Origin of the sequence: Corynebacterium mendelii, from assembly GCF_017307055.1 — a bacterium.
GTDB lineage: Bacteria > Actinomycetota > Actinomycetes > Mycobacteriales > Mycobacteriaceae > Corynebacterium > Corynebacterium mendelii.
Genome location: NZ_JAFLEQ010000017.1, coordinates 238134 through 259806, shown reverse-complemented (window position 1 = coordinate 259806; position 21673 = coordinate 238134). Strand labels below are relative to the sequence as shown.

Below are 21673 nucleotides of genomic sequence, written 5' to 3'. Positions count from 1 at the left end.
CCGCCCGGGCGCCTGGCAGCAGGTGGCCCGGGCGGCACGTTAAGTTTCAACATCAACAACGGGCCCGCCGTTGTTGTGTCCGCCACTGTTTTTCCTTTCCCATCCCAGGAGCACACTGCCGCTATGACCGGCGCACACCACACCACCGACCCGCGGGGACAGGATCGTGTATCCGCCGCCACCCCACCGGAGGACCCGCACGGCGGGCACAGTCACGCCCACAGCCACAGTGGTGGCACGGCTCCCGGGCGCGCCGCCCAGCGCAGCGCCGCGGTGTGGCTGGTCTTTGCCACCATGGTTGGTGCGCTGGTGGCAACCGGCCGGGCGGGAAACTATGTGCGCGGCTTCTGGCTGCCGATTCTGGGGGTTGTCGCGCTGGCGGTCCTGGTGCTTTCCGCCGCTGTACTGTGGCGGGGCCGCGGGCAGTGGCGGCCCGTCGGTTCCCGGCTGTCGGTGATGTGGCTGCTGGTTGTTCCGGTCGCCTTGGTGAGCCTGTGCGCACCCTCCCCACTGGGGGCGGCAATGCTGTCGTCGACGACAACCGGCGGCGACAACCGGGTGGCGCGCACCGCCAGAGCGGCCAAAGCCAGCAGCGGCATCAGTTTCCCGGAGCTTAGCGACAGCGGGGTCAACGAGATGACCCTGGAAGAACTCTCCGACCGTTTCAACTTCGATGACCCGGCGAAACTGGAGGGAAAACAACTGTCGGTGATCGGGTTTATCTCCCACAAAAAAGTCACCGGTGTCGAGCCGGGCCGGGACAGTGACGCCGGCCCTGCCGGCGGGGCCGGCCAGATCATGCTCAACCGTTTCAAAATCTACTGCTGCGCCGCCGACGCGATCGCCTACACCGCGGTCCTCGACACCGAGGAGACCTTCGACGACGACACCTGGGTCACCGTCACCGGCACCATTGTTCCCGGACAATCAACCCCCACCCTTTCTCCGGCATCCATCGAACCGATCCACCAGCCGAAAGCGCCCTACCTGTCATGACCGTCACCCAACCGTTGTCACCGCCGACTGCCCCCGCCGCCGAGGCGGATACAGGCCACGGCAAAAAAATCATGCTGGCGCTGGCGGCCGCCGGTATCGCCCTGGTGGTCTACACCCAGTTCGCCACCGGTCCGGGCAGCTGGGACAATCCGGTTGCGCCGCTTCCGGCGAAAGTCAACTCGTGGGCGGCGATCACCATTGCGGTGGCCATCCAGTCCCTGCCTTTTCTGGTGCTCGGCGTGGTGGTCTCCGCTGTGATAAGTGCATTTCTTCCCGTCGGGCTGCTGCAGCGGATCACCCCGACAAACCAGTTCACCAGTGTGCCGGTGGCGGCCACCGCGGCGATCGGGCTGCCGGGCTGTGAATGCGCCTCCGTCCCGGTGGCGGCATCGTTTATGCGCGCCGGGGTGCCCAAAGCCGCGGCCCTGGTGTTCATGCTGGCGTCCCCGGCGGTGAACCCAGTGGTGATTGTGTCCACGGCGGTGGCCTTCTATGCCCTCCCGGAGATGGTGTGGGCGCGGTTTACCGCCAGTTTCCTGGCTGTGCTGCTGGCCGGATGGCTGTGGGTGGCGGCCGGCTGGGATCATCTCGTCGATGAACAGTCGAGCTGCCGCGACACCTGCTGCGGGGCGGGGGAGAACAACACCAGCCTCACCCGGCGGGAGCGGTGGCACATGTTCCAGGACACCGCGATAGAGGATCTCACCCGGGCGGGCGGGTTTTTGGTGCTGGGCGCCATGATCGCCGGGCTGATCAAAGTGGTGGTGCCGGTCACCTGGTTCATCCGCCTGGCCTCCACCCCGCTGGCCGCCATTGCGGTGATGGCCCTTTTCGCCATTGTGCTGTCGCTGTGCAGTGAAGCCGATGCTTTTGTCGCCGCCTCGTTTACCGCCGTCTCTCCCACCGCGCAGCTGGCTTTTCTGGTGGTCGGGCCGATGGTCGACATCAAACTGGTGGCCATGCAGTCCGGTCATTTCGGCTGGCGGTTTGTCACCCGGTTCGTTCCGTTGGTGCTGGTGTGCGCGCTCGGTGCCGCGGCAGTGGTCGGATTCCTTTTTTTCGGCCGGCTGTAAGGTGCGGTTTACCGGGGTGCGCCCGCCCGTTCAGCTTGTCCGGGTAAAGATGTGTGTATGAAACTGTCTGTGATCGGAATCGGGTACCTGGGTTTGACCCATGCGGTGTGCATGGCCAGTCTCGGGCACGACGTCATCGGGGTCGATGTGGACACCGCGAAAGTGGAGGCGGCCGCCGCAGGCCGGGTGCCGTTTTTCGAACCCGGCCTGGATGAGCTGCTGGCGCGCACGGTTGCTGCCGGGTCGATCCGTTTCACCACGGATTTCGCCGAAGCGGCGGCTTTCGCCGATGTGCATTTCATCTGTGTCGGCACCCCGCAGTCAGCCAACTCCCATGCCGCTGACACCGGCTATGTCACCGCCGCGGTGGAAAGCCTGGCCCGCCACTGCACCGGTGACCATGTCATCATGGGTAAATCCACCGTGCCGGTCGGCATGTCGAAACAGCTGGAGCGTGTGGCCCACGGCTTCGCCGGTGACACCGCCCGGTTCGCGGTCATCTGGAACCCGGAGTTTCTGCGGGAGGGCCACGCCGTCGACGACACTTTGCACCCGGACCGTATTGTCATCGGCATTGACGATAAGACCGCCCCCGACTCCAGCGCCGATGACCCGTTGTCGGCGGGCGCGCTTGTCCGGCGGGTGGAAGAAATCTATGCCACCCCCATCGGGGAGGGAACCCCGTTTCTGGTCTGCGACACCGCCACCGCGGAGCTGGTGAAAGTATCGGCGAACGCATTTTTGGCCACCAAGATTTCCTTCATCAACGCGGTGGCCGAAGTGTGTGAAACCGCCGGGGCGGATGTGGTGCGGCTGGCTGAGGCGCTGGGGATGGATGAGCGCATCGGCAACAAGTTTTTGGGCGCGGGACTGGGGTTCGGCGGCGGCTGCCTGCCCAAAGACATCCGGGCTTTTATGGCCCGGGCCGGGGAACTCGGGGCCAATGAGGCGTTGACTTTCCTGCGGGAGGTCGACACGATCAACCTGCGCCGCCGGGAGAAAATGGTGCAGCTGATCGGCCAGTGCCTGGGTGGCAGTGTGGCGAAGAAAAAGATCACGATTCTAGGCTGCGCCTTCAAACCGAACTCCGATGATGTGCGTGACTCGCCGGCCCTGGCTGTTGCCGGTGCCCTGTCGCTGATGGGCGCCGATGTCAGCGTCTTCGACCCGGCGGCGATGGGCGGGGCGAAAAAGCTCTACCCGACGCTGCGCTACGCCGCCGATATCACGGATGCGCTCAGCGGCGCCGATGCTGTCGGGGTGGCCACCGAATGGGCGCAGTTCATCGACCTTGACCCGCATGCCGCCGGCGAAGTGGTCCACCGCCGGATCATGGTCGACGGACGCAACTGCCTGGACACCGGTGCCTGGCGGGCCGCCGGCTGGCAGGTCAGCTGTCTGGGCCGCGGGAACCTCTAGCACGCCCACCACCCGGGCGGGCGGCGGTTAGCTGTGGCCGTGGCTGTGGTCGTGGCTGTCGCCGGGGCCGGTGACGGCGGTGAACGCCGCGATCAGGGTCGTGATCGGCACCGCCAGAGTCAGCGCCAGGGCGCCGACGGCGCTGCGCAGAATCTCGGTGGCCATAATGTCGCTGGTCAGCACCTGCCCCAAGGGCCTGTCCGCCGCCGAGAGCAGCAGCAGAAGCGGTATCGCGGCACCGGTGTAGCCCAGCACCAGGGTGTACATGATCGAGGCAATATGGTCGCGGCCCACCCGGATCGCCCCGGTGAAAAGCCGCAGCGGGGTGGCTTTCGGATCCAGGTGCGCCAACTCGTTGACCGTGGATGCCTGGGAGATCGTCACATCGTTGAGCACCCCGAGAGAACCGATGATGAAACCGGCCAGCATCAGCCCCTGCACGGTGACATCCGGCAGATACAGCTGGATGAGCAGATTGTCCTCACTGCCCAGGCCCCGCAGCCGGATACCCTCAATGCCGATGCGGGCCAGCCAGGTCGCCAGAAACAGGGCGATGAGAGTTCCCGCCAGGGCCGAAGAGGTTTTCCAGGTCACTCCGTGCACCAGGTACAAAGCCAGAAACAGCGCCGCTGAGCCGCACACAGTGGCCAGAATCAGCGGATCCCCGCCGCGCAGCAGCCCCGGCAGCAGCACGAAACCCACCACCGCCAGGGTGACCAGCAAACCGATGATGGAGCGGAAACCGACGAAACCACCGACCGCAACGACCGCCACCAGGGTCACAATCACCCACCAGGCCAGCGGCACGGTGCGCTGGTAGTCGAGGAAACTGTAGCCGTTGGTGCCGTCGCTGGTGGTGGTCAGCTGCAGGGTGATCGCATCACCCTGGGCAAGCGTGGGATCCCCCGGTGTGCCCGCCAGCAGCAGCATGGTGCGCCGACCCTCATCCGGCCCGGAGGTTATCTCGATAATCGCCTGGGTGCAGGTGTTGTCCGACGGCTGCACCGGGGTGGCGGGCGCGGAATCAAACACCCGGCCCACCGACGGTGAATTGCAGGGTCCGTCATCGGTGATGATCACCGTGCCGGCGGCAACCTGGTGGCTCATCGCCGAATTCTGTGTGAATTCGGGCCGGATGGTCGGCTCGGTGTCGCCCGGCCAGATCATGATGACACCGATGACGGTGACAATAAACGCCAGGGAAAGGAAACCGGCCAGTATTTTCCGCGGCAGGGTCACAATGTTCTCGCCGGGACGGGGGGCTGTTTTCTTCCCGTCCGGGCCGATACCGTGGGCTGCCAGATGGGCTGCGGCAGCCGCCTGCCTGCGGGCACTGTCCGGGGTGGCCGCATCTGCTGCCGCCGGTGGTGTCTGCGGGGCGGGGGTGTGCCGTGGGCCGCTGTCCGGCGGCCCCACAACAGCCCGGTCGCGTTGCGCCTGCGAGTTTCCGGCAATGGCGGGCAGATCAGCCCGTGTGATCCCGGTGGCTGTTATGTGGCGGGGGTCTGTGGGGGAAGCGACCGGCCGGGCGGGCTGAGTGCCGGCCGCCGGGGGCGGGGGGTCTTTTTTCCCGGCTGCTGGGCTGGCGGTTACCGCATCAGCCAGCTTGTCCGGAATGGTCAGTGGCCCGGTTGCAGGTCCCGGCGCACAGGGGAGGCTGTGCCCGTCACGCGCCCCGTCAACCGGCCGCAGGCCGTCTGCGGCCGGGCGTTTGGGCACTGGGGTGGAGCCGGTCGGCGGTGGTGTGTCTTCGTCGAGGAAGGGGACATGCGCCGGCGTCAATGGGCCGGGGGTGGCGGCGCTGTCCCGGAAACGGTTGTGCTGTGAACCCATGTGCGCGGTGGCCTTTCTTGTGCCTGTGGCAGAGATGCCGCAGCCCGGATGATCACCTGCCGGTGTATCCCATATTCTGCCATTGACGCCGGTATCCCGCCCGAAGATGACCCGGTAGGGCAGGCCCGCGGCCGCAGGTGCGCTGCTACCACTGGGTGTAGGCGGCTTCCTCCTCGGCGGTGATGATCGTGAACTTTCCCTGCTTTGGCGCCCCCATCGTCCACCTGCCGTCGGTGTAGACCACCGACAGTTCCACCGCCCGCCAATTCCCGCCGGCGGGGATGGCGTATCTGATTGTTGCCCTGTCGGGGCTGTAGTCGGTGACGGTGAACCCCCGGCTGGTGCCCAGGCTTTCCCCGGTGGGCCACTGGGTGCCGCCGGGAGTGGCCGCCATCTGGGTGGCCGTGGCCACCAGCTGCGGGTCGGTGATGTATTCCAGGACAGCGCGGGTGGCCGCTTCGCCGCCGCGGCCCACCGACTGGTAGATCGCCCACGCCGCCAGGGCCGCCCCGAGCGGGGTGCGGGCGAAACCGGTGGGCACCCCATTGTCGACGGCGGTGGGTCCGTCGGTGGCTGAGACCGCGATATCAAACGCCTGTGAGGTCGCGGTGGCCGGGCGCAGCCGCTGCCACTGCACCACCACCACAGAAGGGGTGTACCCGGCCTCAACCCCGTCCAGTGGGGTGGGCTGATCAGATGTGGTGACCTGCGGCAGCGGATCACCGCCCGGATTGTTCGGCTGCACCACCAGATGACCGACCGCATCCCGGTGGACCGTGGCAGCGGTACCCGGGGCAGGTGAGGTGTCCGGCGGGGTGGAAGACGGTGTCGCCGCCGCAGTGGTCGGGGTGGGGGTGCTGGTCTGTGCCAGCGGGGTGGGTGTGCCGGTGCTGGACCCGGCCGGCACCGGTGTCCCTGTTGCTGGATCCGGTTCACCGGTGGCGGTCGCCGCCGGAGTTGCGGCAGCTGGTGCACCGGTTGCCGCCGGATGGCCGGTGGCACCGGATTGGCGGGCGATATCGACACCCGGGCCGGGCGGGGCCGGTTGGGCGGTCCATTTCAAATACAGTCCGAAACACACCGCAACCACCACAATGATCACGATTGTCGGCCGGTTCGGCATGGTCAGACGGTGTCTGCGGGGCACAGCATCTCCTGGTCGGGGCAAAACCCACGGGAAGAAAAGGACGGATTGATCGGCAAAACAACAACGGGCGGGCGCATATGCACCTGCCCATATTGTGCCACCGGCGGGGGGGATTGACTGTGCCCGCTACAGCCCCCGCACCGTCATCGGCAGCGCCAGCCGGTTGGGTGCCCCGGCCAGCATGGTCAACCGGTGGGCGGTGGCGCTGACCTGGCGGGCCGGACAGCCCAGACGGTGGGCGATCGCCCGGTCGCTTAACCCCCGTCCCGCCAATTCGACGATGACGGCTTCCTCCACATCCAGCGGCACAGTCACCCGGGCCGGCCACCGGTGGGCGGCCAGATCCTCTAATTTCGGCGAGTCCGCGCGCCGGGTGGCAACAGCATTGTCCAGCCACCGGGCCACCACAGTGTCACCGTCTGCCGGATCCACCCGGTCCAGACCCGCATACCTGCCGTGTGCCCTGTGCCCACCCCCGTAGCCGGTGACCAGCATCCCACAGGCAACCGGAACCGACAGTTCGGCGAGCATCGCGGCCACAGACTCCCCGCCGAAACCGGTGGCCGTGTCCTCAACCAGCACAGCCGCCGGGGCGTGAAGCCCCAGGGCGGCGGCAAGCCCCACCGCATCGACCATGACCGCCCGCACCCGGGGCCGGTCACCGGTTGTCAACCACAGGGTTTCTATTTCTCTGGCCAGCAGACTCGCCCCGGCGCCCGGCACACAAAAAGCGGTGGGCACACCGGATGCACCAGTGTGTGCAGGCCCACCGGACAAGGACATCTCACCGACACTCCACCACAGAAAACCATTCCGTCAACCGTCACCGGCGCTGCGCAGCGGGGGAGAAAACACACCGGTGCACGGCAGCGGGATTTCGTTGAAAAATCTCAGCGGACCCGGTCGGCCAGGAAATTCCCCAGCCGGTCAATGCCTTCAGCCAGCTCGTTGGCCCGCGGCAGGAACACCACCCGGAAATGGTCGGGTTTGTCCCAGTTGAAGCCGGTTCCCTGCACCATGAGAATGTGCTCTTGGCGCAACAGATCCAGCATCAGCTTCGCATCATCATCGACGTCGTAGTAGTCCAAATCCAGCTTCGGGAAGGCGTACAGCGCACCCATCGGCTTGACACAGGACACGCCCGGGATCTCGTTGAGTTTCTTCCACGCGATTTCCCGCTGCTCGTAGATGCGGCCGGTTTTTGCCGTCAACTGGAAAATCGACTGCTTGCCGCCGAGCGCCGCCTGAATGGCATGCTGGGCCGGCACATTCGGGCACAACCGCATACCCGACAAAAGATTCACGCCGTCGACAAAACCCTTCGCCACCTTCTTCGGGCCGGTGACAATCATCCAGCCCGCCCGGTAGCCGCACACCCGGTACGCCTTCGACAGGCCGTTGAAGGTGACCACCACCAGGTCGGGGGCCAGGGCGGCCACCGAATGGTGCACCGCATCGTCGAAGAGAATCCGGTCATAGATTTCATCGGCGAAAATCAAAAGCTCGTGTTCCCGGGCGATCTGCACGATCTGCTTGAGAACATCCTTCGAATACACCGCACCGGTGGGGTTGTTCGGGTTGATGATGACAATCGCCCGGGTGTTGTCACTCACCTTGGCTTTGATGTCCTCGATATCCGGATTCCACTCGTTGTTCTCGTCGCAGCGGTAGTGCACCGCCTTGCCGCCGGCCAGGTTCGTCGAGGCGGTCCACAGCGGATAGTCCGGCATCGGGACCAGCACCTCATCGCCGGGGTTGAGCAGCGCCTGGGTGCACATGGAAATCAGTTCCGAGACACCGTTGCCCAGCCACACATCATCGACATCGATGTCGGGGAATCCCTCCACCAGTTCGTAGCGGGTGACAATCGCCCGCCGCGCCGAGAGGATGCCGCGGGAGGTGGAATAGCCCTGGGACGTGGGAAGCGCGGCAATCATGTCACGCATGATCACATCGGGGGCATCGAAACCGAACACAGCCGGGTTACCGGTGTTCAGCTTCAAAATCGAGTGGCCGTGGTATTCCAGCCGCTCGGCCTCCTGGGCGATCGGCCCACGAATTTCGTACTGCACATTGGAGAGATTTTCCGCCGTGGTGAAGGCGCGGCGCTTGCGCCGTTTCACTTCACCGGTCGCGGGATCGGTGTGGGTGGTGGTCACAATGGGGCCGTCACCGGGAATCTCACTGTCGGGTCGCTGGTCGTCGATCTTTTTCTTGGAGGCCATGCGGACCATTTTGCCACGTCACAGCCACCCGTGCCGGATCACCCACCAGATGGGACCGCACCCGCTGCGACCCCTTGCAGCCCTGGGACAGTGAAAGGACAGTTAGTCCCGTTTTCCCCAACAACCAGCTCTGGCCAGTCTGAACGAAAACACCGGCGGGAAGAAAGCACTCCATACCCACAGCTGCCCGGACCACCGCAGCGACGCAGCACCGGCTGCCAACCCCGCGTAAAACCGCATCTACTCCTTGTCGTTGGTGACAGGCTTCGCCGCCCCGGGCGGCCGGATTCCCCCGGGCTTTGCCGCACCGGGTGCTTTGGGGGCAGCTGGTCGTACAGACCCTGGTGCTGCAGGTTTTGCCGATCCTGGTGCTGCTGGTTTTGCGGATCCTGGGGCTTTGGGTTTGGCGGCGCCGGGTGCTTTTGGTGCAGCTGGTATGGGTGTGGCCGTACCGGGTGCTTTGGGTGTGGCGGGTCGTGCTGATCCTGGTGCTGCTGGTTTTGCTCCGCCGGGTGCTTGGGGCGTGATGTTTTTTGGTTTCGCCGCACCGGGTGCTTTGGGGGCAGCTGGTCGTACAGACCCTGGTGCTGCAGGTTTTGCTGATCCTGGTTCTGCTGGTTTTGCTCCGCCGGGTGCTTGGGGCGTGATGTTTTTTGGTTTCGCCGCACCGGGTGCTTTGGGGGCAGCTGGTCGTACAGACCCTGGTGCTGCAGGTTTTGCTGATCCTGGTGCTGCTGGTTTTGCGGATCCTGGTGCTTGGGGGACGGTTGGTCTGGGGGTTGCCGTACCGGGTGCTTTGGGTGTGGCGGCTCGTGCGGATCCCGGTGCTGCCGGTTTGGCGGCACCTGGTGCTTGGGGGACGGTTGGTCTGGGTGTTGCTGTACCTGGGGTAGCAGCGCCGGAGGGCTGGTTGTCTTTTGCCGGGGACGGCGTGACAGGCGTCTGTTGTTGCGGCTTTGTTTTTGTCTTTTCAGAGTCTGCCGTGGGAGGCAGGTGACGGACAGACGTCAGCCCAAGATCTGTCAGGCCGCGTGTCGGCGGTTCAAGAAACTGTTTGTCTCTGGGGGTGGGGAGTTTGCCGTCGACCAACACATTGTCGCGCAGCATCTGGGCGACATCTTTGACCACCGGTTGTTCGTCTGCGGGGGCGTCACTGACGGCTTTCACCCCGCCGGTGAGCATCACGTTGCAAAACGGGCAGCCGACCGCGATTTCTTCCGCCCCGGTGGCGACTGCTTCTTCCGCCCGGTTGTCGGCGATGCGGGTACCCAGTTTTTCTTCCATGAACATCCGGGCGCCGCCGGCACCACAGCAGAAACCCTGGTTTTTGTTGCGGTCCATCTCTTTTAAATCGGCGCCGGTGGCACCGATCAGTTCCCGCGGCGGGTCGAAGACTTTGTTGTGCCGTCCCAAAAAACACGGGTCGTGGTAGGTGACCGGCTTGCGGTTCTTGTCTGTCCGGGGGACCGGTGTCAACAGACCGTCGCGCACCAGCCTGTTCAGCAGCTGGGTGTGGTGGAACACGTCAAAGTGTCCGTCGAAATCGGGGTATTCGTTGCGCAGCGTGTTAAAGCAGTGCGGGCAGGTGGTGATGATTTTGCGCTGTCCTTTCGGCACCCCGTCAAAGGTGTCGTTGAGCAGTGCAATATTGTCCTCTGCCAGCATTTGGAACAGGAATTCGTTGCCCGCCCGGCGAGCTGGATCACCGGTACAACCCTCGGCTTTGCCCAGGACCGCGAATTTCACGCCCGCGGTGTGCAGAAGTTCCACCACAGCCACGGTGGTTTTGACAGCCTGGTCGTCGAAGGCGCCGGCGCAGCCGACCCAGAACAGGTATTCCAGGTCGCTGAAATCGGTGACGTCCTCGCCGAGAACCGGAACGTCGACACCGTTTTTCCTGGCTTTGCTGATCCAGTCTTCCCGGTCTTTGGCGTTGCGGCCCCACGGGTTTTTCTTGGTCTCTAAGTTCTTGAACATCCCGGTCAGTTCGCTGGGGAACTCGGATTCGATGAGAACCTCGAAGCGACGCAGGTTGGTGATGTGGTCGATGTGCTCGATGTCGACCGGGCATTGTTCGACACAGGCGCCGCAGTTGGTGCAGCTCCACAGCTCATCGGGGTCGATGATGGCTGATCGGCCGGTCATGCGCAGCACATCCAGCCCGGCGTGGGCATCGTCTTGTGTCCCTTCCAGGAGAGAAGGGTCGACAAGGTAAGAAGAGTTTTTGATCGCCGCGTCGCGGATGTCGATCATGAATTTTTTGGGGCTGAGCGGTTTGCCGGTGTTCCAGGCCGGACACATCTCCTGGCAGCGGCCGCATTCGGTGCAGGTGGCCGAGTCGAGCAGCATCTTCCAGGAAGCGTCGGGAAGATGGCCCACCCCGATGGTGTCGGTGTCGGGGTCGGCTGTGTCCAGGGTGATTGGTCTACCGGACGAGTACATGGGCTGCACCGGACCCAGGGCATTGCTTCCGTCGGGGTTTTTCTGCAGGAAGATGGTGAAAAACGCGAGGAACCGGTGCCAGGCCACACCCCAGGACAGTTGTTTGCCGACCACGAACAGCCACACCAGACCGGAGAGCAGTTTCATCAGGGCGAAGCAGCTGACCATGATGGCCGAGGCGGGCAGCAGTGTGGCCACATGCATGGTGACAAAATCGGTCCACGGGTTCGGCGTATGGTCGGGGTAGGTGGCGATTTTCCCGGCTTTGACCAGGATCATGCCGGCACCTTCAACAAAGACCACGGCTTCGACGAAGCGGGCGGCCAGCTGGTTGGAGCCGTAGAAACGGCTCAGTCTTTCTTTTACCCGGCTGTTCAGTCGCACCAGAACCAAAAACATGATGCCCAGCACGGTCCCGAGTCCCAGGATTTCGTCGAGCAGGTGGTAGATCGGCCAGTGGCTGACCACCGGCCAGCCGCCGTGCGGGTTGAAGGTCTGGATGTAGGCCTCGAACCAGAGGATGAAACCCACCAGGAACCCGACCATGACGAACCAGTGGGCGATGGCCACCGCCGGTTTGCGGGCCATCTCCGAATGGAAGACAACCTCTTTGACCAGGGTGGCGAGGCGGGTGAACGGGCGGTTGAATCTACCGGGAAGTGGTGTTCCTGAGGTGATGAATTTCCACAGACCCCGGGCCCCGCGGAGGAAAAACAGCCATGCCGGAACCGACAGCACAACCCCGGTGATCCCGAGGATCATCGTCACGGTTGCGGTGGTGGAATCAACGTCTGGCATGGGGGTTTCAGCGGGCCTTGTGATCGACTTCGGATGGTGTGCTGCAACTGTGGGGCACAAAGTGCCGCATGTCGTTTCCGGTGGCAGCGGGGCGGGTGTGTCCCACTTACTGTAGAAGCCGGATGGGCTGCGGGAAAACCGTCGGGTTGGGCAGGCGGACTCCGGCCACCACCGAAGAAGGCGCGGTGTCGCGTTACGCAATTAAAGTGGGGGGTATGGATAATCCGATTGTTAACAACATCCCACTGGTGGTTTCGGCCACACAGGGCGAAGCCCGCCACTTGGACACTGATCTTCCGGTGGTGGTCACCGGTGTGGGCACACTGGCGGCCACTCTGACGTTGACTGAACTGATTGTTGATGCTGCCTCCCGGGGGATTGCCCCGTCCTGTCTGATCAATCTGGGTACCGCCGGGGCACTGAAAGAGGGGGTCTCCGGGTTTTTCGAGGTCTCCTGGGTCTACAAGCACGATTTCAACGACGATGTGCTGGAAGCCATCGACGGTAAACCGATGCTCAACGACCTGGTGCTGGCCACCACCGGGGTGCTGCCGGAGGCGGTGCTGGCCACCGGTGACAGTTTCGTCGCCGATTCAGCCACCAAAAACCGTCTCGCACAGAAAGCCTCCCTGGTGGAGATGGAGGGCTACGCGGTCGCCTATGTCGGCTACCGGTTCGGTATTCCGGTCACCCTGATCAAACAGACCAGCGATATGGCCGACGAGAAAGCCGTGGCCGAGTGGGCGGATGCGGTGCCGGGTTCGTCACGGAGTCTGGGCCAGGCACTGAAAACCTACCTTGAGAAAGGGACCGTGGTTGTGCCCCCGTATCCGGCCCGCCGGGAGTTCCGCTGACCGGGGGCCACCCCGGAATGTGTGGCTTCAAGGAAAAGACTGGTCCGGTTGCCGCCTGATCTGTCACACTTTTGGTGGCGGCCGTCGGCCAATCCGGTCGTCCCGGCCGGAAGAAGACGGCGCCACCGGTTCGGCTGATGTGGTTGTGCCCGGTTGTATTTTAAAAAGCACGCTATGAGAACTGTTCGGTAAGGAGGACGCGCCGTGAACCTGCCTGGTGCGCATACTGTGGTGGCCGCAGTGCTGCTGGTGGTGGCAGTGATCACCGGTGTTGTGGCCATGGGGCACAAAGAGCCGCCGACCCAACCATCCCCCGGCGGTGCCGCCGCGGCCGCTGCAACAGACACACTTGCTTCCTCGGCGGTGCGTGTCACCGATCCGGATGAGATGGCTGCTGTTGTTGCCGCCGGTCTGGTGGGGATCACCCATCCCGGCCAGATACTTCGACCCGCCGGTCCGCCCGGTGGAAAGGTGTCCGCCGAGGCCATCGGCCTGGATATCAACGACGGCTGCAACACTGGCCACGGCACGGTGTCGGTGACTGGAAAAGCAACCTTGAAAACCGACGGGTTCGCGGTCACCAGAATGGCCTGCCCGGGGGCTTCGGGCGCTGCGTCCATGGCCTTCCATACCGTGGTGGCTGACGGGGCCGGCCTGTGGCTGGATGGCACCACCTACTGGATATCCCGGGACGGGGCGGCACTGCAGTTTGCACCCTTGAACGGGAAATAACACTAACTTTTCCTTCTTTCGCCTGGCCTACCCGGTGGCCCCACGCCGCCGGGGTGCCGGTGAAACATACCGGGGGATTGGCGTTGCACGAAGACATCCCTTGATGTCACGGGAACAATTCCCGGCGCCGTGATCACTGTTGGCTGCCGGGTGCTGGTGGAAGACCGGGTGGGCATCATCTGGTCAACACCATCGACCGGTCGGTGGCAGTGTCTGTCGACCGTGTCGCCGCCACCGGGCAGTCGCCGCACTACCAGTTTGGGTGCGTGTCAGATACGGCTGCGCCGTGCCCGCAGCACCTGTCGTCATCACGAAATGGGGGCTGGTGGAACTGGGCCACATGTCATCGACCCGGGCCACCTGTGGGTCCACCCACACGCGCGGGTTGCGGGATTTCCTTGCTGAAGGCCACGTTGCTGTCAATGCCAGTGCCACCACGATCTCTCTGGCCAACAGCTGCCACGGCTTCGCATTCACCATCAGCAGCCGCTGGAACCCCGCAGCACCACCACCCCCAAAAAATATCCTCTTCAAGGGATGGTTCGGTAAATATGCACGCTATCGGCTCGCGTAATAACAGACGTCTGTTATCCCACCCCCGAAAAACGGTGATCCGCGGCCCGCTTGAGGCAGTACTGCTCCACCGCATCCGGTACGGATTAACCGGTGCCGGAAACCTCACTGTGACGAGCTGTTCGGGAAAGAACCAGGAGCATGGAAAAACCGGCCGACCCGCTGGGCGGGTCGACCGGAGTGGTTGTTTTAGACAGGGGCCGCGTCAGTGACTGTCGGCACGGGAGTTGCTGCTGCCGGATTCCCCGTCCCCGTCACCGTCCTCGTCGTCGCTGTCTTGCTGATGGTTGCCGGCGGGCATGAGGGAGGAAAACCTGTCGCGGACTTTCATCAGGCCTTCGGAGGGATTGAAGGTGCTTGAGCCCTGGGCGGTGACGATCTCAATGTCATCGACGGTGATTTCACCGGTGCGCAGGGAGACCAGTTCCGCGTGGTAGCGCAGCCACACAGCCAGCGTGGCGGCGCAGGGGACTGCTAGGAAGGCGCCCACAATGCCGAACAGGGTGCCGCCGACTGTCACCGACAGCAGCACAATAGCCGGGTGCAGGTTCATCGCCTTCGACTGCAGCATCGGGGAGAAGACATTGCCTTCCAGCTGCTGGACCACCAGGATCAGGATCAACACGAAAATGGCTGTGGTCACACCGTTGGAGACCAGGGCGACCAGCACCGAGAGCACACCGGCCGACACCGCGCCGACAATCGGGATGAACCCACCGAAGAAGGTGATCACCGCCAGCACGAAGGCCAGGGGAACGCCCATGAGCATCAGGCCGGCACCGATGCACACGGCATCGAGCAAACCGACCGCAGCCTGGGCGCGGATGTAGCCGGACAGGGTGTTCCAGGTGCGGGTGAGTACCTCAGTCAAATGCCAGCCGACGTTGTTGCCCGCGTTTTTGCGCACCCACGGCAGGAATTTGTGGCCGTCTTTGAGGAAGAAGAATGTCAGCACCAGCATCAGTGCGGTTGTCACCGCGACAGATGATGCGGTCGACAGGCCCGCGGCCACACCGGTGGCGATATTGGCGGCCTGTTCCTGCAGTTTGACGGCCGCATCCTGGGCCACCGCATTGATCTGGTCGGCGTTGATGTTCAACGGACCGTTTTCGATCCACTGCTGCAGCCGGTCAACACCTTCCAGCGCCTGCTTGTACAGCAGTGTCGACTGGTCGGCCACCCGCGGTGCCATGGCCCCGAAAATGCCGCCCAAAATACCGAAACCGCTGATCAGCACGATCACCACGGCCAGGGTGGCCGGCACCTTGTGGTCGCGCAGCCAGCGCACCGGCGGCCAAAACACAGTGGAGACCAAAATAGCCAGCAGCACGGGCAGCAGCCCGGTCCACAGTTTGTCCAGAATGTTCCAGACCATAAATGCCGCGAAACCGATCACAATCAGCCGCAGCGCCCAGCCGGCGACCCACCGGCCGTCCCGGCCGATAATCAGACCCCGGTCAATGGGCTGATCCGCGGTGACACTGATGGTTGGTGCGGCAGGGGAGGCACCTTCAACAGCATCGGTTAAGGGACTGGACATCGTGCCCTCGGGGGCACGGTCAGCGCCGTTTTCAGCCTTGTTCTCGCTCATAAATGTCCAATCATTCCACAGTGATGCTTATTCAGGTCAACAGAGCAGCTACAGGGCATAAAATGCCCTGGTTCACCGGTGAGGTCAACACCCGGTGAATGTGAGTTTTGTCACCGGTGTTGCCCGGTTGGTTGACGGCGGGTGATGCTGCTGCTGGGCTGTCGACTGTTTCGGCAAGGCACACCTGTGCCCACCGGTTACACTCTGTGGTGGCACACCGTCCCGGCAGCCCTGCCGCCGGCGACAGTTCCACCAGCCACCGACACCTAAGGCATCACCGATGATGAAACGCACATTAACCACCCTGGCAGCATCCGTGGCACTGGCAGTATCGTGCGCAGTTCCCGCCCAGGCCGCCGGTATCGCGGCCACACAGTCCTGGACCCACGGCGCCGACGGCGTGACTTCCTTCGTCAACAGCCAGGACTGCACCTTTATGACGAAGCACTCGACCCTGATGGGCTTTGTCCCGGGGGTGTCCTACGAGAAGGCGAAAATAGTCCTCACCGGCAGCACCTTCGTGCGCGGCTACATGTCCGACCGCATCGACCAGGGTGCCGGTGACTGGGCGAAGGCGATCCCCGACGATGTGCGGGCACGGCTTATCGATCTCTCGATTGCCGGAACCCTGAAAAAAGCCGCCGAATGCGACCTGGTCATCGACCCGGACCATCAAGCCGACAAAGACTACAACCGGCAGATCGCGGACGGTAACGCCGCCTACGGTGAGGTCACCGTCACCGGTGTGCTGTCGGAAACACCCGGCCTGCTGTCCAGCCTGATGGGATCGTCCGGATCATCTGAATCCTGATCCCGCCGTCTGTTCGCGGTCCGGGAAAAACCGCGGTTGTTTGCTTGATCCACTTTCCCCGTCCCTGTAAGGAGACCCACACTCATGAAGAAGAAAACCGCTGCCATCACCGCCTGCATCGCGGTGGCCGCATCCTGTTTCGCCCCCGCCCAGGCCGCCGGTTTCGCGGCCAAAGAGTCCTGGACCCGCGGTGCCGAAGGCGTCAACAAGTTCATCGACAGCCAGGACTGCACATTCATGCGCGGGCATGCCCCGATGATGGGCTATGTTCCCGGCAGCACCTTCGAGCAGGCGAAAGCCGCCGTCAACGCCAATCCGATCATCGATGAGTACATGTCCCGCCGCATCGACCAGGGCGCTGGAACCCGGGCAAAAATGGTGCCGCCGGCAGTCCGGCAGGACCTCATTGAACTCGGTATCGCCGGAACCCTGAAGAAAGTTGCCGACTGCAACCTCATTGCCGACCCGGACAACACCGCCGACAAGGAATACGACGCGGCACTGGCCAAGGGCAACGCCGCCCACACCACCATCGATCCGGCTGGTGTGGTCGCTGAGATCCCCTTTGTCATCCAGTCGTTTTCTTCCTGATTGACGAACGCGCAGGCGGGCGACGGCCACGGTTGTGTCGCCCGGTGATCGGTTCCATCAGCCGCCGGTGGGGTGCACGCCCCGCCGACGGTGCTGTCTGCCGGGGGGCAAAAAGATTTCACCCCGGCAGCAGCTTTTGCACACAGGATTACAGTGTGTGGCAGCGAACCGGGTTGACTCACGCTGTTCTACGCCGGGTCGTATCCACCGCAAATCACCTCCCAGCAGAGAAGGAAAGCCCATGAAATTGAAGAAGTTTGCAGCCGCAGGTGCCACTGCCGTACTGCTTGTCACCGGCAGTGCCGGAGTTGCAGGGGCCATCGACATCTACGAAGCAGCCAAGGGTCCCATTGAACAGCAGATCGATTCGATGTTCCCGAACAAGTGTGAAAAGGGACAAATCGAGAAGGTTCTCAAAGACAGGTTCAACGCGGAGGCCACGATTGAAGGCTTGGATTTCACGGCCGCCGTCACACTGTTGGAAAACAACAAGCCAATCAAGGCGGCGTTCAACAACGTGCTGGATGAAGTCATCACTGAGACAACACCTGTGACGCCGAGCATCGTCGATGCCGGTACTCGCGACAGGCTCTACGGGCTGGCGATTCGTAAAATCGCCGCCAAGTCTGTGGCCTGTGGCGCCCTGACCGAAAAGAACGAGGGGGACGCCGACAAAGCCCTCAAGGAATTCGACAGGAAGAGCAGCCAAGAGTCCGAGGACACCGGAATCACCAAGATCCTGAGTTCCCTGTTCGACGGATTTTCCTCGAGCCTGTCCGGCAACAAATAAGTCTGCCTGCATCCCGTGTGACTGGCCCGGTGGCGCACAGCGTCACCGGGCGTCGTCTTTTATCGGGGGCAACCTGCCGGCACCCTGAATTCCGCACCTATGGATAGTGGGGTGATTGTGTTTCTGAACACTGTTCACACAGCGTGTGATCGACTAAACTTCACCGTGAGCCGCACTGGGTGCGCATGATCGCGCCGGTACCGTCTGTGGCCTTGAAGAAGTGGAGGAGTATCCGTGTCCGCAGTATCTACCAGGCGCATCAAGCGTGCGGGATCATTGGTTGCCGCACTCATGCTGGCGGGAACCAGTCTCGTTGTCGCGCCGGGGGCGCAGGCGCAGGGCCAGCGGGAAAAGCAGACCTGGCAGGACTACCGCGACGATCACATCGCCAAGTACACAAACCCCGACGAGAAAACATGTTTCGCGATGCGTCCGATGGCGTTCAGGCGTGAACCCAGGGATGTTGATCCGAAGTGCTACCTGGTGCAGACCACCGAGGAAAGAGTGCGTAAATACGTCTTTGCGCAAGACACCTTTGACCCGGGCAACAGTGTCGATTACGGCGGTGGTGACGTGGCGAAAATCAAGGAACAGATTCGCCGGGAGGTCACCGATGCTTTTATTGCCGGTGCTGACCAGTGCCACTTCTTCGTCGGGAAAAAGCCGATCAAGACCTCCTTTGATGAGCAGTTGCCCCACGCCTGCGACGGTTACCTCAACAAGTCCCGGCCAGCGCCTGATCCTTCCCCTTCCGGAAACCGGGGCCTGCTGGCCAGCTTCTTCGGATCGTCCGGGCTGTCGGGGTAGTTCCCGCCACCGGTGCGGTGGCCGGGCTGGCACCGTGCAAAGACTTGATACGGGCCGACTCAATCTGACGGGAATGGGTCGACCCGTTTGTCATGTCCGACTGTGATCGGACAGTGTGTCCGCCTGCTGCGGACGGTGGGTCAGGGGCTGGTGCGCCGTGCCGTGTGGTGGGTGTTTCTGCCCGCTACCCCGTCTGTCGGTGGGAAAACTGTTCTGCCCCGGTGGTGTGGGGCGGCGTGAAAAAGCTTTCTGAACAGGGGGTTTGTAGATAGTGATGCAGCTCACAGTAAAAAGTTGAGTCCATGTGGAACAAGTCTGGGGTTTGCCCCGTTGTGCAGTGTGACAGACATTGAGTGGAACACACTCAAGGCGACTGGTAGATTGTCCGGCGTACCTTTTGTCGAGGGGCCGGGGATGATAACCGGTCGACTAAAAGCAAAGATTTCACAAGGAGAATTCACATCATGGGACGAGCAGTAGGAATTGACCTCGGCACAACGAACTCGGTTGTTGCCGTCCTCGAGGGTGGCGAGCCCACCGTTATCGCCAACGCCGAGGGTTCCCGCACCACCCCGTCCGTCGTCGCCTTCGCCAAGAACGGTGAAGTACTCGTCGGACAGTCCGCCAAGAACCAGGCGGTCACCAACGTCGACCGGACCATCCGCTCCGTCAAGCGCCACATGGGTTCTGACTGGACCGTCGGGATCGACGAGAAGAAATACACCCCGCAGGAAATCTCTTCCCGCACCCTGATGAAGCTGAAGCGTGACGCCGAGGCCTACCTGGGGGAGGATGTCACCGACGCGGTGATCACCGTTCCAGCCTACTTCGAGGACGCCCAGCGTCAGGCCACCAAGGAAGCCGGCCAGATCGCGGGCCTGAACGTGCTGCGCATCGTCAACGAGCCGACCGCCGCTGCTTTGGCCTACGGCCTGGAAAAGGGTGACAAGGAACAGACCATTCTGGTCTTCGACCTGGGTGGCGGTACGTTCGACGTCTCCCTGCTGGAAATCGGCGACGGTGTCGTCGAAGTGGTGGCCACCTCCGGCGACAACGAGCTCGGCGGCGACGACTGGGATCAGCGGGTGGTTGACTGGCTGGTCGAGAAATTCAAGTCGCAGCACTCCATCGACCTGACCAAGGACAAGATGGCCCTGCAGCGGCTGCGCGAAGCCGCGGAGAAAGCCAAGATTGAGCTGTCGAGCTCCCAGCAGGCCTCGATCAACCTGCCCTACATCACCGTCGACTCCGAGAAGAACCCGCTGTTCCTCGACGAGACGTTGACCCGCACCGAATTTCAGCGCATCACCTCCGATCTGCTGGAGCGCTGCAAGAAGCCGTTCAACCAGGTCATCCGCGACGCCGACATGTCGATCGGGGAAGTTGACCACGTGGTGCTGGTCGGTGGTTCCACCCGTATGCCGGCAGTGCAGGAACTGGTCAAGGAACTCACCGGTGGCCGCGAGCCCAACAAGGGCGTCAACCCCGATGAGGTTGTGGCCGTCGGTGCCGCCCTGCAGGCCGGTGTGCTGCGCGGCGAGGTCAAAGACGTCCTGCTGCTGGATGTCACCCCGCTGTCGCTGGGTATTGAAACCAAAGGTGGCGTGATGACCAAGCTGATTGAGCGCAACACCACCATTCCGACCAAGCGTTCGGAGACCTTCACCACCGCTGAGGACAACCAGCCGTCGGTGCAGATCCAGGTCTTCCAGGGTGAGCGTGAAATGGCCTCGATGAACAAGAAGCTGGGTTCCTTCGAACTCGGTGGCATCGCCCCGGCCCCGCGCGGTATCCCGCAGATCGAGGTCACCTTCGACATCGACGCCAACGGTATCGTCCACGTCACCGCCAAGGACAAGGGCACCGGCAAGGAAAACACCATCAAGATCCAGGATGGTTCGGGCCTGTCCCAGGAAGAGATCGACCGGATGATCAAGGACGCCGAAGCCCACGCCGACGAGGACAAGAAGCGTCGCGAGGAGCAGGAAGTCCGTAACTCGGCCGAGTCCATGGCCTACCAGACCCGCAAGTTCCTCGAGGACAACTCCGACAAGGTGGCCGAGGATCTGAAGACCAAGGTCGAACAGGCCGCCACCAAGGTCGATGAGGCTCTCAAGGGCGATGACATCGACGCCATCAAGGACGCCGTCGATGAACTGTCCAAGCAGTCCCAGGAGATGGGCAAGGCCATCTACGAGGCGGAAGCCGCCAAGGGTTCCACCGAGGCCGGTGCCGCCGCGGGCGAGGAAGCCGACCCCAATGTGGTCGATGCCGAAGTAGTCGACGACGAAGAGGAAAAGAAGTAGACAATGTCGAACCCCGAATCGAAGCCGGAAACCCCCGGCGCCGGGACTGACCAACCGGTCAACCCGGAACAGGAACAACCGGACACGGCCGACCTCGACGCGGGTAACGACACCCCGGATGCGGCGGAAGCCGACGCTTCCGCCGCCGGGGACAACGGTGACAGCGCAGGTGAGGAAGAATCATCGAATCCCACGGTGGAAGATCAGCTTGCCGAACGTACCGAGGATCTGCAGCGGGTAACCGCCGAATACGCCAACTTCCGCAGGCGCACCGCCCGGGAACGTGACGCGTTGGTGGCCCACGCCAAATCCTCGGTGGTCACCGAATTCCTGCCCGTCATGGATGATCTGGACTTGGTCGACCAGCACGGTGATCTCACCGGGCCGCTCAAAGCGGTCCACGACAAAATCACCGGCACTTTCGGCAAGCTGGGCGTGACACGCTTCGGTGACCCGGGCGACGGTTTCGACCCGGAGATCCACGAAGCAGTCCAGGACATCTCCTCCGGCGACGACAAAGTCATCGGTACGGTGCTGCGTCCGGGATACATGTTCGGCGACAGGCTGGTGCGCACCGCGATGGTGATCATCGCCGATGCCGACAGCCCCGCCGAATAACAGGCGGCTGAAGAAAAAACAACAGCCGCACACACCCACGACCGGACTGTGGCGGCGGCAGCCGACG

Annotated in this window: 17 protein-coding genes; 11 read left to right on the top strand and 6 right to left on the bottom strand. The window is 63.1% G+C overall.

What is annotated here, in order from left to right; genetic code table 11:
* The first annotated feature begins 123 nt into the window (after nucleotides 1–123).
* Genes JZY06_RS11415 through JZY06_RS11405 form a run of 3 tightly spaced genes read left to right on the top strand, consistent with a single transcriptional unit; the run spans nucleotide 124 to nucleotide 3488 of the window.
* Nucleotides 124–996: a TIGR03943 family putative permease subunit gene (locus tag JZY06_RS11415; RefSeq protein WP_207279682.1), complete on the top strand. Its 873-nt coding sequence runs from the start codon at nucleotides 124–126 to the stop codon at nucleotides 994–996.
* Nucleotides 993–2069, top strand: coding sequence for a permease (locus JZY06_RS11410; protein WP_207279681.1), 1077 nt, complete (start codon nucleotides 993–995; stop codon nucleotides 2067–2069). The genes JZY06_RS11415 and JZY06_RS11410 overlap by 4 nt, the downstream gene beginning before the upstream one ends.
* A gap of 57 nt (nucleotides 2070–2126) precedes the next feature.
* A complete protein-coding gene (locus JZY06_RS11405; RefSeq protein WP_207279680.1) occupies nucleotides 2127–3488 on the top strand; it encodes a UDP-glucose dehydrogenase family protein in 1362 nt (453 codons plus the stop codon).
* A gap of 27 nt (nucleotides 3489–3515) precedes the next feature.
* Here JZY06_RS11405 and JZY06_RS12390 read toward each other — a convergent pair whose 3' ends face one another.
* From JZY06_RS12390 to JZY06_RS11380, 5 genes are all read right to left on the bottom strand, one after another.
* A complete protein-coding gene (locus JZY06_RS12390; RefSeq protein ID WP_242516957.1) occupies nucleotides 3516–5321 on the bottom strand; it encodes a YibE/F family protein in 1806 nt (601 codons plus the stop codon).
* A gap of 145 nt (nucleotides 5322–5466) precedes the next feature.
* Nucleotides 5467–6468 carry a hypothetical protein gene (locus JZY06_RS11395; RefSeq protein ID WP_207279679.1) on the bottom strand — a complete coding sequence of 334 codons (1002 nt, stop codon included), beginning with the start codon at nucleotides 6466–6468 and terminating at the stop codon, nucleotides 5467–5469.
* A 126-nt stretch (nucleotides 6469–6594) separates the two neighbouring features.
* Complete coding sequence (locus JZY06_RS11390) at nucleotides 6595–7209, bottom strand: hypothetical protein (RefSeq protein ID WP_207279678.1); 615 nt, start codon at nucleotides 7207–7209, stop codon at nucleotides 6595–6597.
* 149 nt (nucleotides 7210–7358) lie between these two features.
* Nucleotides 7359–8693, bottom strand: coding sequence for a pyridoxal phosphate-dependent aminotransferase (locus tag JZY06_RS11385; protein WP_207279677.1), 1335 nt, complete (start codon nucleotides 8691–8693; stop codon nucleotides 7359–7361).
* 240 nt (nucleotides 8694–8933) lie between these two features.
* Nucleotides 8934–11933 carry a (Fe-S)-binding protein gene (locus JZY06_RS11380; RefSeq protein ID WP_207279676.1) on the bottom strand — a complete coding sequence of 1000 codons (3000 nt, stop codon included), beginning with the start codon at nucleotides 11931–11933 and terminating at the stop codon, nucleotides 8934–8936.
* Nucleotides 11934–12148: 215 nt separating this feature from the next.
* On the opposite strand from JZY06_RS11380, the gene JZY06_RS11375 reads away from it, so the two are divergent.
* Together JZY06_RS11375 and JZY06_RS11370 are read left to right on the top strand one after the other, a co-directional pair.
* Nucleotides 12149–12787, top strand: a complete 639-nt coding sequence (locus tag JZY06_RS11375; protein WP_207279675.1) for a nucleosidase — start codon at nucleotides 12149–12151, stop codon at nucleotides 12785–12787.
* A gap of 204 nt (nucleotides 12788–12991) precedes the next feature.
* Nucleotides 12992–13519 (top strand): META domain-containing protein, encoded by a 528-nt coding sequence (locus JZY06_RS11370; protein ID WP_207279674.1) that lies wholly within the window; start codon nucleotides 12992–12994, stop codon nucleotides 13517–13519.
* A 778-nt stretch (nucleotides 13520–14297) separates the two neighbouring features.
* Here the strand turns inward: JZY06_RS11370 and JZY06_RS11365 are convergent.
* Nucleotides 14298–15683 (bottom strand): AI-2E family transporter, encoded by a 1386-nt coding sequence (locus JZY06_RS11365; RefSeq protein WP_207279673.1) that lies wholly within the window; start codon nucleotides 15681–15683, stop codon nucleotides 14298–14300.
* Nucleotides 15684–15966: 283 nt separating this feature from the next.
* Here JZY06_RS11365 and JZY06_RS11360 point away from each other — a divergent pair, with 283 nt between their 5' ends.
* The 6 genes from JZY06_RS11360 to grpE all read left to right on the top strand — a co-directional run bounded on the left by JZY06_RS11360 (nucleotide 15967) and on the right by grpE (nucleotide 21606).
* The gene (locus JZY06_RS11360) at nucleotides 15967–16494 is read left to right on the top strand and encodes a hypothetical protein (RefSeq protein ID WP_207279672.1); all 528 of its coding nucleotides are present in this window, start codon (nucleotides 15967–15969) and stop codon (nucleotides 16492–16494) included.
* A gap of 84 nt (nucleotides 16495–16578) precedes the next feature.
* Nucleotides 16579–17085 carry a hypothetical protein gene (locus JZY06_RS11355; protein ID WP_207279671.1) on the top strand — a complete coding sequence of 169 codons (507 nt, stop codon included), beginning with the start codon at nucleotides 16579–16581 and terminating at the stop codon, nucleotides 17083–17085.
* A 241-nt stretch (nucleotides 17086–17326) separates the two neighbouring features.
* Nucleotides 17327–17875 carry a hypothetical protein gene (locus tag JZY06_RS11350; protein WP_207279670.1) on the top strand — a complete coding sequence of 183 codons (549 nt, stop codon included), beginning with the start codon at nucleotides 17327–17329 and terminating at the stop codon, nucleotides 17873–17875.
* A 234-nt stretch (nucleotides 17876–18109) separates the two neighbouring features.
* Nucleotides 18110–18682, top strand: coding sequence for a hypothetical protein (locus JZY06_RS11345; protein ID WP_207279669.1), 573 nt, complete (start codon nucleotides 18110–18112; stop codon nucleotides 18680–18682).
* Between the two features lie 464 nt (nucleotides 18683–19146).
* On the top strand, nucleotides 19147–20988 hold the full coding sequence (dnaK, locus tag JZY06_RS11340) for a molecular chaperone DnaK (protein WP_207279668.1): 1842 nt from the start codon (nucleotides 19147–19149) through the stop codon (nucleotides 20986–20988).
* A 3-nt stretch (nucleotides 20989–20991) separates the two neighbouring features.
* Nucleotides 20992–21606 carry a nucleotide exchange factor GrpE gene (gene grpE / locus JZY06_RS11335; RefSeq protein ID WP_207279667.1) on the top strand — a complete coding sequence of 205 codons (615 nt, stop codon included), beginning with the start codon at nucleotides 20992–20994 and terminating at the stop codon, nucleotides 21604–21606.
* Nucleotides 21607–21673 lie beyond the last annotated feature (67 nt).